This window comes from Bacillus sp. FSL K6-1003, from assembly GCF_037964945.1.
Lineage (GTDB): Bacteria > Bacillota > Bacilli > Bacillales > Bacillaceae > Bacillus > Bacillus mojavensis.
Genome location: NZ_CP150176.1, coordinates 2,110,979 through 2,124,904, shown reverse-complemented (window position 1 = coordinate 2,124,904; position 13,926 = coordinate 2,110,979). Strand labels below are relative to the sequence as shown.

Below are 13,926 nucleotides of genomic sequence, written 5' to 3'. Positions count from 1 at the left end.
GTGATGATGCAGGACATTGAAAGAAAAGTAATTGAATGGCTAGATCAGAATTCAGCCAAAGCCATTCGTCTTTTGAAAAGGCTGGTTGGAGAAAAAAGCACACTCGGCAAGGAATTTAACGCACAGGCAGTAGTCCTTGAAAAGCTCCGGCAATTTCATATGGACATTGATGTGTGGGAGCCGAGCCTAAAGCAATTAAAACAGCATCCCTATTTTATATCAGACCGGACGGACTTTCATGAGAGCCCGAACATTGTCGCTAAAAAAGCGGGAGAGGGCGGGGGACGATCTCTGATATTAAACGGGCATATCGATGTTGTGCCAGAAGGAAATTTGAAGGAGTGGAAGTATGAACCGTTTCAAGCTGCTGAAGTAAATGGTAAAATTTACGGCCGTGGCTCCACTGATATGAAGGGAGGCAATACAGCCCTTCTATTTGCATTAGAAGCTCTGCACGCCTGCGATGTCAAACTGAAAGGCGATGTGTTGTTTCAGAGTGTTATAGATGAAGAGTGCGGCGGCGCCGGAACACTTTCTGCCATTATGAGAGGCTATCGTGCGGATGGGGCGTTAATTCCGGAACCGACCAATATGAAGCTTTTTATTAAACAGCAGGGCTCGATGTGGTTTCGGATCACGGTTAAAGGATTAGCGGCACACGGAGGCACACGCTATGAAGGTGTCAGCGCCATTGAAAAAAGCATGCATGTCATTACAGCCATTCAAGAGCTTGAAAAAGTCCGGAACGCAAAAATCTCTGACCCGCTGTATGATCATATTCCAATCCCGGTTCCAATCAATATTGGCACCATCTCAGGCGGAACATGGCCGTCCTCGGTAGCAGACCGCGTCGTCATAGAAGGAAGATGCGGAATTGCTCCTCATGAAAAGCCTGAAGCCGTAAAAATTGAATTGGAAAACTGGCTGAAAGATTTACAATACCATGATGAATGGTTTAAACGCCATCCAATTCAAGTGGAATGGTTCGGGGCTCAATGGCTGCCGAATGATTTGCCTGATGACCATCCTTTACTATCAGTCTTGCAATCAGCCTATCAAAAAATGAAACAAACAGAGCCGATCATCGAAGCGTCGCCTTGGGGAACAGACGGCGGCCTTTTGTATCATGCGGGAGATACTCCTGTTATCGTTTTTGGACCGGGAGAGACGAAAACGGCACATCAGGCAAACGAGTATATCGAGGTTGAAGCCATGTTAGAATCAGCTAAAATTATAGCTCTGTTTGTGATGGATTGGTGCGGGCTTCATACAGACGGGGAGGATGCTGATGATCAAAACGGTAAAGAATAGCGGTGTCACGGTTGTCATAGACAATGACCGTTTTAATAAACGAATTAGAGTCATTCGTTATGAAGGCGCTATTCAAGAAGCCTTGGCTGATATTATGACAGCAGCCGAAGAGGAGGGTGCCGAAAAAATTATTGTGTACACCAAGCAGCATGACGAGGCGGAGCTGGCTAAACAATTGTTTACGCCAGAGGGCTTTCTCGAAGGCTACTATCTCGGCCATCGCGCTTCCGTCATGGTCCGTTATCTCACAGAAAAACGAAGACAAACAGATACCTATTTAGCCGAACAGGAAATGATAGAGCTATTATATAAAACAAAGCCTCAGCCACAAATCGAAATCAAGTCTCCTTTTACAATGAGAAAAGCAGAAACAAACGATATGTATCAGTTATCTATGCTGTATAAAAAAGTATTCCGCACGTATCCGGCTCCTGTGTTTGATCCCGCCTATATTGAAAAGACAATGAATGAGCATACGCTTTATTATGTCATGCTTGAAGATGACCGTCTGATCGGCGCGGCAAGCGCAGATATCAATCCTGAGCTGGGTCATGCCGAAATGACAGACTGCGCCGTGCTTCCGGATTATCGGGGCCGTTCGCTGACTAGTATTTTAATAGATGTATTAGAAAAAGAAATGATAAAGCAAGATATCTTTCAAGTATTTTCACTCGCCCGCGCTGCATCTTTCGGAATGAATGCTGTCCTGTATCATTCCGGGTATCAGTATGGCGGAAGGCTGATCAATAATTGTTATATAGGAGAAGGGCTCGAAAATATGAATATCTGGTGCAAACGCCTGTAAGTCAAAAAGAAATGTACGAGGAGGAATTTCATTTGACAAACAAATGGTATAAACCGAAACGGCATTGGAAGGAGATAGAGCTATGGAAGGATGTTCCGGAAGAAAAATGGAATGATTGGCTGTGGCAGCTGACCCATACTGTAAGAACCTTAGAAGACTTGAAAAAAGTGATTAACCTGACCGAAGAAGAAGAAGAAGGCGTCAGAATTTCTACCAAAACGATTCCCTTGAATATCACACCCTACTATGCTTCCTTAATGGATCCGGACAACCCGAGATGCCCGATACGAATGCAGTCTGTGCCGCTCTCTGAAGAGATGCACAAAACAAAATACGACCAGGAAGACCCGCTTCATGAGGATGAAGACTCTCCGGTACCCGGCCTGACACACCGTTATCCCGACCGAGTCCTGTTCCTTGTCACGAACCAATGCTCCATGTATTGCCGCTACTGCACAAGGAGGCGTTTTTCCGGTCAAATCGGAATGGGTGTCCCTAAAAAGCAGCTTGATGCCGCGATCGCCTACATTCGGGAGACACCCGAGATCCGGGACTGCCTGATTTCAGGCGGGGACGGGTTGCTGATCAATGATCAAATTTTAGAATACATTTTAAAAGAGCTGCGCAGTATTCCGCATCTGGAAATTATCAGAATCGGTACAAGAGCGCCTGTCGTTTTTCCTCAGCGAATCACCGATCAACTGTGCGATATCTTAAAGAAATATCATCCGGTTTGGCTGAACACCCATTTCAACACAAGCATCGAAATGACGGAGGAATCCGTTGAGGCTTGCGAAAAGCTGGTGAACGCAGGGGTGCCGGTCGGAAATCAGGCCGTCGTGTTAGCAGGCATTAATGATTCGGTAACCATTATGAAAAAGCTTATGCATGACTTGGTGAAAATCAGAGTCCGTCCCTATTATATATATCAATGTGATCTGTCAGAAGGCATCGGACATTTCAGAGCTCCAGTTTCAAAAGGGCTGGAAATTATTGAAGGGCTGCGAGGCCATACTTCAGGTTACGCGGTTCCTACCTTTGTCGTTGACGCACCAGGCGGCGGGGGGAAGATCGCCCTGCAGCCAAACTACGTTTTGTCGCAAAGCCCTGACAAAATCATCTTGAGAAATTTTGAAGGAGTCATTACCTCTTATCCGGAACCTGAAAATTATATCCCTAACCAGGCTGACGCCTATTTTGAGTCTGTTTTTCCTGAAACCGCTGACAAAAAAGAACCAATTGGACTGAGTGCCATTTTTGCTGACAAAGAGATTTCTTTTACACCGGATAACGTGGTCAGAATCAAAAGGAGAGAAGCATATACAGCGAATCCGGGGCATGAAACATTAAAGGACCGGCGGGAGAAAAGAGACCAGTTAAAGAAAAAGAAATTTTTAGCCCAGCAGAAAAAAGAAAAAGAGGTAGAAAGCGGAGGAGATTCTTCATGAAGTCATGCGAATGGTGCGGCGAGCCTGAGGCGCTCTCTGGCACGAATACAGTTTATTGGGAGCTTCCTGACGGCACAAGGGCCATAGAGCTGACAAACACCCCCGCGATGATTTGTTCTTCCTGCGGAATGGCCTATCAAGAGGATTCGACGATAAAGGATATTGAGGATCAGCTGTTTTTAATCAACACACAAAAACTCCCTGAGAGTCTGACGTATCAACAGCTCATGGAAACCGAAAGGATATTAAAACGCAACTATTTTGATTTCTCCTGAATGATGTTCGTTATTCTTTTGTTGTAATTTTACACTTGCACTGTATAATAGAACAACAAAAGACAGACACCAGGAGGGGAAACCCATGAAATCCTTTTATCACTATTTATTGAAATACAGACATCCCAAGCCGCAGGACAGCATCAGCGAGTTTGCCAATCAGGCGTATGAGGATCACAGCTTCCCAAAAACATCAACCGATTATCACGAAATCAGTTCCTATTTGGAGCTGAATGTTGATTATCTGGACACGATGGCGACGTTTGATGAAGCTTGGGAAAAATACGAGGCCGAGGTGCACGGCAAATAACCGTATGTTTAAATCCGCAGAGCCACTGCGGATTTTTTTCTGCACACACATATACCATAATTGGATATTTCCTATGGTTTTCATGCCCATGCGAATTGGTGAAACCCAGCATACGATAGCGTATCAGAAATGTTGCGGCGAGGGGGAGACACCATGAAGCAAAATAAACCGAAATTCCAAGTAGGGGATATCGTAGTCGTCATTATGTATGGGACAGTCGGCACAATCACAAAAGTACACCAAATCGATAAGCACTATCTTTATGAAGTAAACCACAATGAAGTCTTATATTTTGAATCATCCATTCAATTATATAAAGATTATGAAGGCGTCATTGTCGATATGGAAAAACTTGATATTGAATATGAATTCCTCATTGGAGATGTCGTTTATGTAAAAGATTATGGAAAAGAACTCTTTCGCATTATCGGCCACAGAACCGAAATTTGGAGGTATTTGGAAGATGGCTGGGAAGATATTATTTATGAGCTAACTCGTTTAAAGGATGGAGAGTGGCTTGAAACGGAGGAAGAGGATCTCACGCTGGTTCTCAGAAAGTATGAAATGGACCAGTTTGTGCATCAGCTTTTGTTTGTCCACTATGTCGGAGAAACTGCCCATGAGATCGGCGAAGATATTGTACCGTCTGCTCTTCTTCAGTTTGAAGGCGAAGATGAAGATCAAGATACCCTGCGCATCCTGGCTGTATCAATTGTTGATGAGCTTTTGGATATTTACAACGACTACAAAATTCTGTACGAAATGTTTAAAGATGAAGAATATAAAGATATGATGATGTTTGTGCTGGAAAGCTTAAAAGAACATTTCAGTTAGTTTGTGAACAAGCGGATGATGACATATAAAAAATAAGGCAGGCAGCCCCACATCATGACATGCGTCATACCTCTGAGCGTTTTTTCCATCACCATATCGAATCTTTCTCCGTCCAGTGCTTCCATCATTTTAGCGATCATAAGTCAGCCTCCTATGGCTTGTTTTTTTATTCAATGTATATGAATAAAAGAATTGTTTAGAACACCGGGTATAATTCATCCCGTTTTTTCATAAAACATAAAAAAGGAGGCGGTACGGTTATGAAAGAAATAGATCTTGTGATTGACACGGAAGAAATCGCTGAATTTTTTTACAGAGAGCTTGCAAGACGGGGCTACATACCGAGTGAAGATGAGCTGTTTGAAATCGCCGATATTACCTTTGATTATCTGATAGAAAAATGTATGATAGATGAAGAGCTGGATGAAGATTGTTAAGGCTTGAAACCGGAGCGGCCAGCTCCGGTTTTTTATTCGGCTGATAGGAATGTTTAGAACTAAAGGAGGGAAAATCTTGTACAAGCCAGTCAGTCTGTTTCTTCTCTTTCTTTTTTTAGCCGCGGTTATTCATACAAATGCTGTTCAATCAGCAGATGAAATGATCAGTAAGTCAGCCGCAGCTATCCGTCAGCCTTGGCTGAATGATGTGATGATTTGGATGACTCATCTTGGGGCTACTTCCTTTTTACTGCCTCTTATCGTAGTCATTGGGGCAGGGCTGTTTTTTTACAAAAGAACCTGGGCCGGTCTTTTGATGCTCTTCATATTCGGTGCCGATCGTCTATTAAACAAAATATTAAAAGAGTGGATCGAACGGGCAAGGCCCGACTTTGAACCGCTCGTTCATGAGTCGTCCTTCAGCTTTCCGAGCGGCCACTCCATGAACGCTGCTTGTGTTTATCCTGTAATCGCCTACTTTTTAGTGAAACACCTCCCGTTTTTGTCAAAGCATAAAAAAGCGGTATACATAATCGCCGGTACTGTGGTTATTTTGGTTGGTGCCAGCAGAGTCTACCTCGGCGTGCATTTTTTAACTGACGTTTTAGGAGGCTTCAGTCTCGGCCTGCTGCTGTTTTTCCTCATGAAAGGTTTTGACGAAAAGTTTCATTCGTTTCGACAAAAGTAGAGAGAGGAAAAAGAGGGCGAAACGCCAATATGTTATAGAAATAAAAGGGAGGGATCTTGATGATGTTATCCGTGTTTAAAAAGAAGTCTTGTTCTTACGATGTGACAATATTTCAAACACCCCGGTTTGGTGAAAAAAAAGGCTACAGAGCCGTCTATCGAACTGAACTGAACGGGAGCAATCATCAAGACGTGCTAAAAAGAGCATTCTCTCTGTTTAATGTATTCGATACGGTTCCAAGTGATTATGATGCGAGATTTATGGCCACAGGGGATGTGATTTTGATTGATGAAGGCAGAAAAGGGAAAACATATTATAAACTGCTTCCCGCCGGATGGAGGAAAATCAATCGTCTGATTGTGCAAACAACATAACGAAAGAAAACTGCGGACATCCGCAGTTTTCTGTTTTTTAAGGTTTTCGTTTGGCCGCGGAATACTCTTTTTCGTGCGCCTCTTCAGCCGCGATAACGTCTTTAGCAGGTATGTGGTTGTTCTTTTTTTGTCCGGTAATTCGGTTGCGCTGTTTTTTACCCATGTTTCATCCCTCCTTTTGCCGTTAGGTTCTCATATCAGCAGCGCAATTATCCCGATTTTCTCTAAGGCGCCTAAAAATACCCCGGATCATTTTCTTTTTTCGGAACATTCCTTTATAATCAATGCTGAAGTTTGTCTCATCATGACATCCGTTGTAAAATGAACGGACTGCTTGTTAATTTTGGTTTATAGGAGGATATGAGATGAGTGTACATATCGGTGCGGAAAAAGGACAAATTGCAGATACGGTGCTTTTGCCGGGAGACCCTCTCAGAGCAAAATTTATCGCTGAAACGTATCTTGAAAATGTGGAATGCTATAATGAAGTCAGAGGCATGTATGGATTTACAGGTACATATAAAGGCAAAAAAATCTCTGTGCAGGGCACGGGCATGGGTGTTCCGTCCATTTCAATTTACGTCAATGAATTAATCCAAAGCTATGATGTGCAAAATTTAATAAGAGTAGGCTCTTGCGGCGCCATCCGTAAAGATGTCAAAGTGCGCGACGTCATTTTGGCTATGACTTCTTCCACTGATTCACAAATGAACAGAGTCGCTTTTGGAAGTATCGATTTCGCGCCTAACGCAGATTTCGAGCTTTTGAAAAATGCCTATGACGCAGCTAAGGATAAAGGCGTACCGGTGACGGTAGGCAGTGTATTTACTGCTGACCAGTTCTACAATGACGATTCTCAAATTGAAAAGCTTGCCAACTACGGTGTGCTCGGCGTAGAGATGGAAACAACCGCTCTATATACATTGGCAGCGAAGCATGGAAGAAAAGCGCTGTCGATCCTGACGGTGAGCGATCACGTATTAACAGGAGAAGAAACAACGGCGGAAGAGCGTCAAACCACTTTTCATGATATGATAGAAGTAGCTTTACATTCTGTATCACAATAAAATAAATCAAGAGGCGTGCTGGGTGCCGGCAGCCTCTTCTTTATGGATACGGAAACGATTGATAAAAGGAAGGTAATGTGATGATGAAAAAGCCCGGTAAATGGTTTTCACTGGCTGCCGCTTTGAGTGTGACGGCAATTGTTGGAGCCGGCTGCAGCATGTCAAACGGAGATGCTGAAAAGGATACGAAAACCACCGCAGAATCAAAACAGACAGAAGAAAAAACAGCTGACAGCAAAAAAACAAATACGCAGGACAGTGAGTTCTTATTGGAAAGCAAGTTTTTCAATAACATTAAAAAAGTGGACGGTTTGGAAACCATTCAAAATCCAAAAAATATCCTCGCCCTTGTCAATAAACAATACGCACTGCCAGGAGACTATGAACCTAGCGATCTAGTTATCCCTGATGTCGAGTTTTCTTTTGAAGAAAAAATTCAAAAGCGATACATCAGAAAAGAAGCAGCAGACGCATTAAAAACGATGTTTGACGCCGCGAAAAAGGATGGCTATGAGCTGGCAGCCGTGTCAGGATACCGCTCGTATGACAGACAGCAGGCTATCTTTAAAAATGAAGTTAGCCTAAAAGGGGAAAAGAAAGCAAGAGAAGCAGTCGCATATCCTGGTGAAAGCGAGCATCAAACAGGGCTTGCAATGGATATTTCCAGCCGAAGCAATGGTTTTGAGCTAAATGAAGCGTTCGGCAGCACCGAAGACGGAAAATGGGTGCAGAACAATGCATATAAATACGGTTTTATCATTCGCTACCCTAAAAACAAAGAAGACATCACAAAGTACGAATACGAACCATGGCACTTGCGTTATGTAGGCAAAAAGGCTGCAAAGGTCATCCATGATCATGACTTAACATTAGAAGAATACTTTGAAAAAGTGAAGAAGATATAAAATAAAAAACCCGCTTATCATTGGATAAGCGGGTTTTTCCATTAAAAAAAGAATAAACCGGCGAGCGCCACACCTGCAATCAGCCCAAGGCCAATGCCGTACGCGGCTCCATATCCATATCCGTAGCCGCCCCAATATCCATAGCCAAATCCGCCTCTGGGGCCAGCTGAAGTAACTGGAGCAATAAAAACTTTACTGTTGGTGACCCGTGTAATTCTGCCCACGTGGACTCTGCCGTTTCTTTCTGTAATTCTAGCAACTTTTCCTTGGTGCTGGCGGCAAAGATGATAGTATTTTTCCAATACAATTCCCTCCTAATCCGTCTTTCTATCAGCTTATGAAAGATAGACAAAAAAGGTTGGACGAAAAGAGGGGGGGATGCGCCGTTTTACTTGTATGCGATAAAGATACAATGACCCATATACTCGCTGTATGCCTGCATGAGGTCATAGTGGGACTGAAGCGTATCGTAGTAGATAGGATCAATTGCATGCGATACATCCATTTCTGTAGTCGGTTCAAATTCCATATCTTCCGGCAAAAGGGTGATCGTTTCTGTTTTCTGAAATCCATGGGCATGAATCGATTCCATCCACTCCAATTCGTCATAAAGCTTTGTAAAACCGTAAAAGTCCATCATTTGCTTCTTTTCGCGCGGAGGCATCGGTTTTTTGAGCGCCGCTTCAATACCGATCAGCATTCCGCCCGGCTTCAATACTCTATTAATTTCTTGAAGGGAGGATGTCACATGGGAAAAACTGAGGACAGATTCGGACAGGACGCAGGAAAAGGATGCTGAAGAAAACGGAAGACGTTCCAGCTCACCAAGATATGCAGGGATGGCCAGCCCTTCATTTGCAAATCTTTTTTTGGCCTTCTCAAGCATGACAGGGTCTCTATCAACGACTGTGACAGGATAAAGCAAATGTCCTAAATAAGCCGCAGTTTGCCCCGTTCCGCATCCGGCATCAAGAATCGGCTGGTCAGGCGGAGGCGCGGCTTTTTGCAATACGGCTTTTGAAAAAGCAAGCCCGCCTGGATGTGCACCAGAGACACCGAATAAGGACAGCATTTCTAAATATCGGCTCAAAATGGTATCCTCCTTTTTGGTTATTATATGTCGTGAAAAGGCATAGGTTTATGAAACGCTAAAGAAGGGCACTATCTCTATATTTTCTGCTCCGAGTTGACGAATAGGAAATCGTCCATGATAATAATGTAAGAAGAAAAAGGTGGTGTTTAATTGAAACGGCAATTGAAACTGTTTTTTGTTGTGCTGATCACTGCGGTTGTCGCTTCGGCGCTGACTTTATTTATTACGGGCAATTCAAGCATTCTGGGCCAGAAATCAACAAGCACAGGAGACAGTAAGTTCGATAAATTAAATAAAGCGTATGAGCAAATCAAAAGTGATTATTACAAGAAAACAAATGATGACAAATTAGTAGATGGAGCAATTAAAGGAATGATTGAGTCTCTGGACGATCCTTACTCTACATATATGGATCAAGAGGAAGGAAAATCATTCGAAGAAAGCATTTCTGCATCCTTTGAAGGAATAGGAGCCCAAGTAGAGGAAAAAGACGGTGAAATCCTTATTGTTGCGCCAATCAAAGGATCACCTGCTGAAAAAGCCGGAGTCAAACCGAAGGATCAAATCCTGAAAGTAAACGGTAAAAGCGTAAAAGGCATGAATGTAAATGAAGCTGTCGCTTTAATCCGCGGCAAAAAGGGCACAAAAGTGAAACTTGACCTGAACAGAGCGGGAGTTGGAGAGATTGATCTTTCCATTCAGCGCGATACGATTCCTGTTGAGACCATCTATTCTGAGATGAAAGACAACAGCATCGGTGAGATCCAAATCACTTCTTTCTCTGAAACAACTGCTAAAGAGCTGACAAATGCGATTGACAGTTTAGAGAAAAAAGGTGCCAAAGGCTATATTTTAGACTTGAGGGGCAACCCGGGCGGATTAATGGACCAGGCGATTACAATGAGCAATCTGTTTATTGATAAAGGGAAAAATATTATGCAGGTTGAGTACAAAAACGGCTCAAAAGAAGTCATGAAAGCAGAAAAAGAACGAAAAGTCACCAAGCCGACTGTCGCTTTAGTAAATGACGGAACAGCGAGCGCTGCAGAAATCATGGCCGCTGCTCTTCATGAATCATCAGGCATTCCGTTAATTGGAGAAACCACATTCGGAAAAGGCACAGTGCAAACCGCAAAAGAATATGAGGATGGTTCAACAGTCAAACTGACAATGGCCAAATGGCTGACTGCTGACGGTGAATGGATCCATAAAAAAGGCATCAAACCGCAAGTGAAAGCAGAGCTTCCTGATTACGCGAAGCTCCCATATTTGGACGCTGATAAAACGTACAAATCGGGCAATACAGGCACGGAAGTCAAAGTCGCTCAGCAAATGCTGAAAGCACTTGGCTATCAGGTAAAGGTAAACAGTGCGTATGATCAAGATTTTGTATCAGTCATCAAACAGTTCCAGAAAAAAGAGAATCTGAAAGAAACAGGCGTGTTGACTGGCGATACTACAACAAAACTAATGACAGAACTTCAACAAAAGCTGTCAAATAATGATACGCAAATGAAAAAAGCAATTGAAACGCTGAAAAAAGAAATGTAAAAGCCATACGCGGCTACCGCGTATGGCTTTTTTTAAGCACCCTTCTGGTTCGAATTCGGTTCAGTTTTTTTACCAAATAAACCTTCTTTGACTGGATTTGAACCTGCTCTTTTTACAAACAGCGGATTGAGAATGACTACAGCGATGATATTGGCGGACAATCCCCAGAAACCTTCATAAATACCGTGTGCAGATTGCGTGATATACACAATAAACGTAACCGCAAGGCCGGCTAATAATCCGATTATTGTCGCCTCTCTCGTTTGGTTCTTCCAGAATAAGCTGACGGCAATTGCCGGGAAGATCTGCACCATGCCGGAAACGCCTAAAAGCTGAAGTGTCACTAAGGCAGTTGGGAACAGCATTCCAAATAGAAGAGCAAGACCGATCACGACAAACACCATGGAACGTGTAATAAGGGTCAGCTTGCTTTGTGACACATTTGGATGGGTCAAGTCACGGTATAAGTTATTGGCAAATAAATTCGACGCTCCGATAGCCATGATCGAACAAGGGATCAATGAGGCAAGGGCGATAGTGGCATAGGCAAAACCTTGTGCCACGCCGCCGTAAGACGCCTGAATTAGATGCAGCAGCGCCAGTCTTGGATTTGTATCTTCCGGCAGCACAAGAAATGCGATAAAACCAAGGAAAATAACTAAGATTAAAACGATGTTATAAAGCGGCAAAAACATGCTGTTTTTTCTAACTGCATCGGCACTTTTCGCCGTAAATACACCTGTAGCGGCATGCGCCCACATAAAAAGTGCCAAGGCGGATACAATAGATGCTGTAATAAACCAAGGGATGCCTTTTGGGCCTTCTGTCGGTATCGTCAGCATTTGCGGCGCTTCCTTCACCAATGTATCAATCATCGGCGTCCAGCCGTTGAAATGAATAAGCGGGAGTGAAACGACCATAAAGAGCATAATCACCCATACTAAAATATCTTTAATAATGGCTGTAAAAGTTGGCCCTTTAATCCCGCTGAAAAACGTGTAAAGAGCAACAAGGATGAATGAGATAATGACAACGAACTTTACGTTGATATAGCCGGTGCCCGCAACCTGAAGCGTATCTTGAATTCCGCTAAGCTGAAGACAGATATACGGGATAAGCATCAGGACCCCGACAATTGCAACGAGACTTGCCAACAGCTTACTGTCAAAACGTTCCCGCGCATAATCTGCGAGAGTTGTTAATTTGTGAATTTTCGCAACATTCCAAAGTTTCGGCAGGAAGAAATAGGCGATAAAATAAGCCAATACGGAGTAAGGAATGGCAAAAAACGCAACACTTCCGCCTGTGTAAGCCGTACTGGTCAGGCCTAAGAAAGTATATGCCGTGTAAAGGTCAGCGCCTACTAAAAACCAAACGAGAAGGCCGCCAAAACGTCTGCCGCCGACAGACCATTCTTCCACCGAGGTTCGCGATGATTTGTCTCTCCCGGCGAGAAATCCGATACAGACAACAGTTAATACGATAATAGCCGTAATCATAAGTGCAGTGAGATTTCCTTGCATTATTCAATTCCTCCATCTTTTCTTTGCACCAGGTAAATGCCAAATGAACATACCGGCGTAATAATAATCCACAGCAGCAGCCAAAAGTGGAAAAAAGGAAGGCCGAAAATAATCGGTTCAATTCGATTCACAAGCGGCAAAAGCGCAAGCTGAACGAATGGTAAAATGATGAGTATAACAATAAGTGCTTTTTTAACCATTTACTTTCCTCCTGAAACATGATAATGCTCACTATAATAGCAGTTGTAAGATAAGATCACAAGATAATTATTAGAAAAAAATGATTTTTTCAATTATTTAATTAAATCACATGGTTTGCATCCTGCACAATATAGGTTTAAAATAATAAATATCTCGAAATCAAGATAATTGAGGAGTGAAGAGATGAAAACAGAAGGATTGCACCATGTCACAGCATTTGCCAGAGATCCGCAAGAAAATTTGCGATTTTATACTGAAGTGCTCGGGCTTCGGCTTGTCAAAAAAACAGTGAATTTCGATGACCCGGGAACATATCATTTTTACTTTGGGAATCAAAATGGAGATCCAGGGACCATTATTACCTTTTTCCCGTTTCAAGGAAGCGGGCAGGGGACGGTAGGGAAAGGCCAAGCCGGCCGGATTTACTTTTCAGTTCCTAAAGGCTCTCTGGCTTTCTGGAAGGAACGCCTTCAAAATAATGGGCTGAATGCAGAGGAGAAAATGTTATGCGGGGAACAGGCGCTTATCTTTGATGATACGGAAGACCTTCCGTTAGCGATCATGGAAGACGGCGATAGCGAAAAAAGCGAGTGGACACCTGACGGCATTTCAGAACATGAAGCCATCACCGGGATGAAAGGCGTGCTGCTGTACTCCTATGATCCGCAAGCGACGATTCAATTGTTAGTGGAAAGCTTCGGATACAGCAAAGTGGCGGAAGAAGATCAGATCGTTAGACTCAAATCCGCAGCGGCTGTCGGAAACGTGATCGACGTTCATTTGCAGCCGGAAAAAAGAGGCGTCGGCGGTTATGGAACAGTTCATCATATAGCGTTTCGGACAACGAGTGAAGAGCAGGCCAATTGGCAGCCGGTGATTGCTGAAAAACATCTCCCTTCATCAGAAATTCTTGACAGGGAGTATTTCACATCAATTTATTTCAGGGAAAAAGGAGGCATCTTATTTGAGATCGCCACAGATGAACCAGGCTTTATGACAGATGAAACGTTTGATGAGCTGGGGACATCATTAAAGCTGCCCGAATGGCTGGAGCAACACCGCAAACAAATTACAGATCTTTTGCCTGAATTGTAGGAGGGGAAC

General features: G+C 43.4%; 19 protein-coding genes. 13 read left to right on the top strand and 6 right to left on the bottom strand.

Features of this window, described 5'->3' with window-relative positions:
* The 6 genes from NSU16_RS10600 to NSU16_RS10575 all read left to right on the top strand — a co-directional run bounded on the left by NSU16_RS10600 (position 1) and on the right by NSU16_RS10575 (position 4,983).
* Positions 1-1,311, top strand: coding sequence for a peptidase (locus NSU16_RS10600; protein WP_168748073.1), 1,311 nt, complete (start codon positions 1-3; stop codon positions 1,309-1,311).
* Positions 1,289-2,116: a putative beta-lysine N-acetyltransferase gene (ablB, locus tag NSU16_RS10595; protein WP_339190780.1), complete on the top strand. Its 828-nt coding sequence runs from the start codon at positions 1,289-1,291 to the stop codon at positions 2,114-2,116. Before NSU16_RS10600 ends, ablB begins: the two co-directional genes overlap by 23 nt.
* A 32-nt stretch (positions 2,117-2,148) precedes the next feature.
* On the top strand, positions 2,149-3,564 hold the full coding sequence (ablA, locus tag NSU16_RS10590) for a lysine 2,3-aminomutase (protein WP_010334618.1): 1,416 nt from the start codon (positions 2,149-2,151) through the stop codon (positions 3,562-3,564).
* Positions 3,561-3,839, top strand: a complete 279-nt coding sequence (locus NSU16_RS10585; RefSeq protein ID WP_339190777.1) for a YokU family protein — start codon at positions 3,561-3,563, stop codon at positions 3,837-3,839. The genes ablA and NSU16_RS10585 overlap by 4 nt, the downstream gene beginning before the upstream one ends.
* An 85-nt stretch (positions 3,840-3,924) precedes the next feature.
* Complete coding sequence (locus tag NSU16_RS10580; RefSeq protein WP_010334616.1) at positions 3,925-4,149, top strand: YozE family protein; 225 nt, start codon at positions 3,925-3,927, stop codon at positions 4,147-4,149.
* 153 nt (positions 4,150-4,302) lie between these two features.
* Positions 4,303-4,983 (top strand): hypothetical protein, encoded by a 681-nt coding sequence (locus NSU16_RS10575; protein ID WP_010334614.1) that lies wholly within the window; start codon positions 4,303-4,305, stop codon positions 4,981-4,983.
* Here NSU16_RS10575 and NSU16_RS10570 read toward each other — a convergent pair.
* The gene (locus NSU16_RS10570; protein ID WP_010334613.1) at positions 4,980-5,123 is read right to left on the bottom strand and encodes a hypothetical protein; all 144 of its coding nucleotides are present in this window, start codon (positions 5,121-5,123) and stop codon (positions 4,980-4,982) included. The two genes, NSU16_RS10575 and NSU16_RS10570, sit on opposite strands and share 4 nt — an antisense overlap.
* A 120-nt stretch (positions 5,124-5,243) precedes the next feature.
* Between NSU16_RS10570 and NSU16_RS10565 the strand changes: the two genes are divergently transcribed.
* From NSU16_RS10565 to yodL, 3 genes are all read left to right on the top strand, one after another.
* Complete coding sequence (locus NSU16_RS10565; protein WP_010334612.1) at positions 5,244-5,420, top strand: YozD family protein; 177 nt, start codon at positions 5,244-5,246, stop codon at positions 5,418-5,420.
* A gap of 76 nt (positions 5,421-5,496) precedes the next feature.
* Positions 5,497-6,108, top strand: a complete 612-nt coding sequence (locus NSU16_RS10560; RefSeq protein ID WP_029441323.1) for a phosphatase PAP2 family protein — start codon at positions 5,497-5,499, stop codon at positions 6,106-6,108.
* 59 nt (positions 6,109-6,167) lie between these two features.
* Positions 6,168-6,482 (top strand): shape determination protein YodL, encoded by a 315-nt coding sequence (gene yodL, locus NSU16_RS10555; protein ID WP_010334611.1) that lies wholly within the window; start codon positions 6,168-6,170, stop codon positions 6,480-6,482.
* Positions 6,483-6,519: 37 nt separating this feature from the next.
* On the opposite strand, the gene NSU16_RS10550 is transcribed toward yodL, so the two are convergent.
* Positions 6,520-6,645 (bottom strand): hypothetical protein, encoded by a 126-nt coding sequence (locus NSU16_RS10550; protein WP_003241588.1) that lies wholly within the window; start codon positions 6,643-6,645, stop codon positions 6,520-6,522.
* A 202-nt stretch (positions 6,646-6,847) separates the two neighbouring features.
* On the opposite strand from NSU16_RS10550, the gene deoD reads away from it, so the two are divergent.
* Positions 6,848-7,549 (top strand): purine-nucleoside phosphorylase, encoded by a 702-nt coding sequence (gene deoD / locus NSU16_RS10545; protein ID WP_010334610.1) that lies wholly within the window; start codon positions 6,848-6,850, stop codon positions 7,547-7,549.
* An 83-nt stretch (positions 7,550-7,632) separates the two neighbouring features.
* Positions 7,633-8,454: a D-alanyl-D-alanine carboxypeptidase family protein gene (locus NSU16_RS10540; protein ID WP_010334609.1), complete on the top strand. Its 822-nt coding sequence runs from the start codon at positions 7,633-7,635 to the stop codon at positions 8,452-8,454.
* A gap of 41 nt (positions 8,455-8,495) precedes the next feature.
* Here the strand turns inward: NSU16_RS10540 and NSU16_RS10535 are convergent, their stop codons facing one another.
* A complete protein-coding gene (locus NSU16_RS10535; RefSeq protein WP_339190771.1) occupies positions 8,496-8,756 on the bottom strand; it encodes a hypothetical protein in 261 nt (86 codons plus the stop codon).
* 86 nt (positions 8,757-8,842) lie between these two features.
* Entirely contained in the window at positions 8,843-9,544 is a 702-nt protein-coding gene (locus NSU16_RS10530) for a class I SAM-dependent methyltransferase (RefSeq protein ID WP_339190769.1), read from the bottom strand.
* Positions 9,545-9,697: 153 nt separating this feature from the next.
* Here NSU16_RS10530 and NSU16_RS10525 point away from each other — a divergent pair, with 153 nt between their 5' ends.
* Complete coding sequence (locus tag NSU16_RS10525) at positions 9,698-11,098, top strand: S41 family peptidase (RefSeq protein WP_339190767.1); 1,401 nt, start codon at positions 9,698-9,700, stop codon at positions 11,096-11,098.
* A 32-nt stretch (positions 11,099-11,130) separates the two neighbouring features.
* On the opposite strand, the gene NSU16_RS10520 is transcribed toward NSU16_RS10525, so the two are convergent.
* Together NSU16_RS10520 and NSU16_RS10515 are read right to left on the bottom strand one after the other, a co-directional pair.
* Positions 11,131-12,621 carry a sodium:solute symporter gene (locus NSU16_RS10520; protein WP_339190765.1) on the bottom strand — a complete coding sequence of 497 codons (1,491 nt, stop codon included), beginning with the start codon at positions 12,619-12,621 and terminating at the stop codon, positions 11,131-11,133.
* Positions 12,621-12,821: a DUF3311 domain-containing protein gene (locus tag NSU16_RS10515; protein WP_010334605.1), complete on the bottom strand. Its 201-nt coding sequence runs from the start codon at positions 12,819-12,821 to the stop codon at positions 12,621-12,623. The genes NSU16_RS10520 and NSU16_RS10515 overlap by 1 nt, the downstream gene beginning before the upstream one ends.
* 184 nt (positions 12,822-13,005) lie before the next feature.
* On the opposite strand from NSU16_RS10515, the gene NSU16_RS10510 reads away from it, so the two are divergent.
* Positions 13,006-13,917 carry a ring-cleaving dioxygenase gene (locus tag NSU16_RS10510; RefSeq protein WP_339176868.1) on the top strand — a complete coding sequence of 304 codons (912 nt, stop codon included), beginning with the start codon at positions 13,006-13,008 and terminating at the stop codon, positions 13,915-13,917.
* Positions 13,918-13,926: the final 9 nt, after the last annotated feature.

What these genes read in the sequence shown, in the direction of transcription:
- NSU16_RS10520 (WP_339190765.1), bottom strand. Translation starts at nt 12,621, where the DNA reads ATGCAAGGAAATCTCACTGCACTTATGATTACGGCTATTATCGTATTA.
- NSU16_RS10515 (WP_010334605.1), bottom strand. Translation starts at nt 12,821, where the DNA reads ATGGTTAAAAAAGCACTTATTGTTATACTCATCATTTTACCATTCGTT.
- ablB (WP_339190780.1), top strand. Translation starts at nt 1,289, where the DNA reads ATGATCAAAACGGTAAAGAATAGCGGTGTCACGGTTGTCATAGACAAT.
- NSU16_RS10510 (WP_339176868.1), top strand. Translation starts at nt 13,006, where the DNA reads ATGAAAACAGAAGGATTGCACCATGTCACAGCATTTGCCAGAGATCCG.
- NSU16_RS10550 (WP_003241588.1), bottom strand. Translation starts at nt 6,645, where the DNA reads ATGGGTAAAAAACAGCGCAACCGAATTACCGGACAAAAAAAGAACAAC.
- yodL (WP_010334611.1), top strand. Translation starts at nt 6,168, where the DNA reads ATGATGTTATCCGTGTTTAAAAAGAAGTCTTGTTCTTACGATGTGACA.
- deoD (WP_010334610.1), top strand. Translation starts at nt 6,848, where the DNA reads ATGAGTGTACATATCGGTGCGGAAAAAGGACAAATTGCAGATACGGTG.
- NSU16_RS10570 (WP_010334613.1), bottom strand. Translation starts at nt 5,123, where the DNA reads ATGATCGCTAAAATGATGGAAGCACTGGACGGAGAAAGATTCGATATG.
- NSU16_RS10575 (WP_010334614.1), top strand. Translation starts at nt 4,303, where the DNA reads ATGAAGCAAAATAAACCGAAATTCCAAGTAGGGGATATCGTAGTCGTC.
- NSU16_RS10585 (WP_339190777.1), top strand. Translation starts at nt 3,561, where the DNA reads ATGAAGTCATGCGAATGGTGCGGCGAGCCTGAGGCGCTCTCTGGCACG.
- NSU16_RS10565 (WP_010334612.1), top strand. Translation starts at nt 5,244, where the DNA reads ATGAAAGAAATAGATCTTGTGATTGACACGGAAGAAATCGCTGAATTT.
- NSU16_RS10540 (WP_010334609.1), top strand. Translation starts at nt 7,633, where the DNA reads ATGAAAAAGCCCGGTAAATGGTTTTCACTGGCTGCCGCTTTGAGTGTG.
- NSU16_RS10580 (WP_010334616.1), top strand. Translation starts at nt 3,925, where the DNA reads ATGAAATCCTTTTATCACTATTTATTGAAATACAGACATCCCAAGCCG.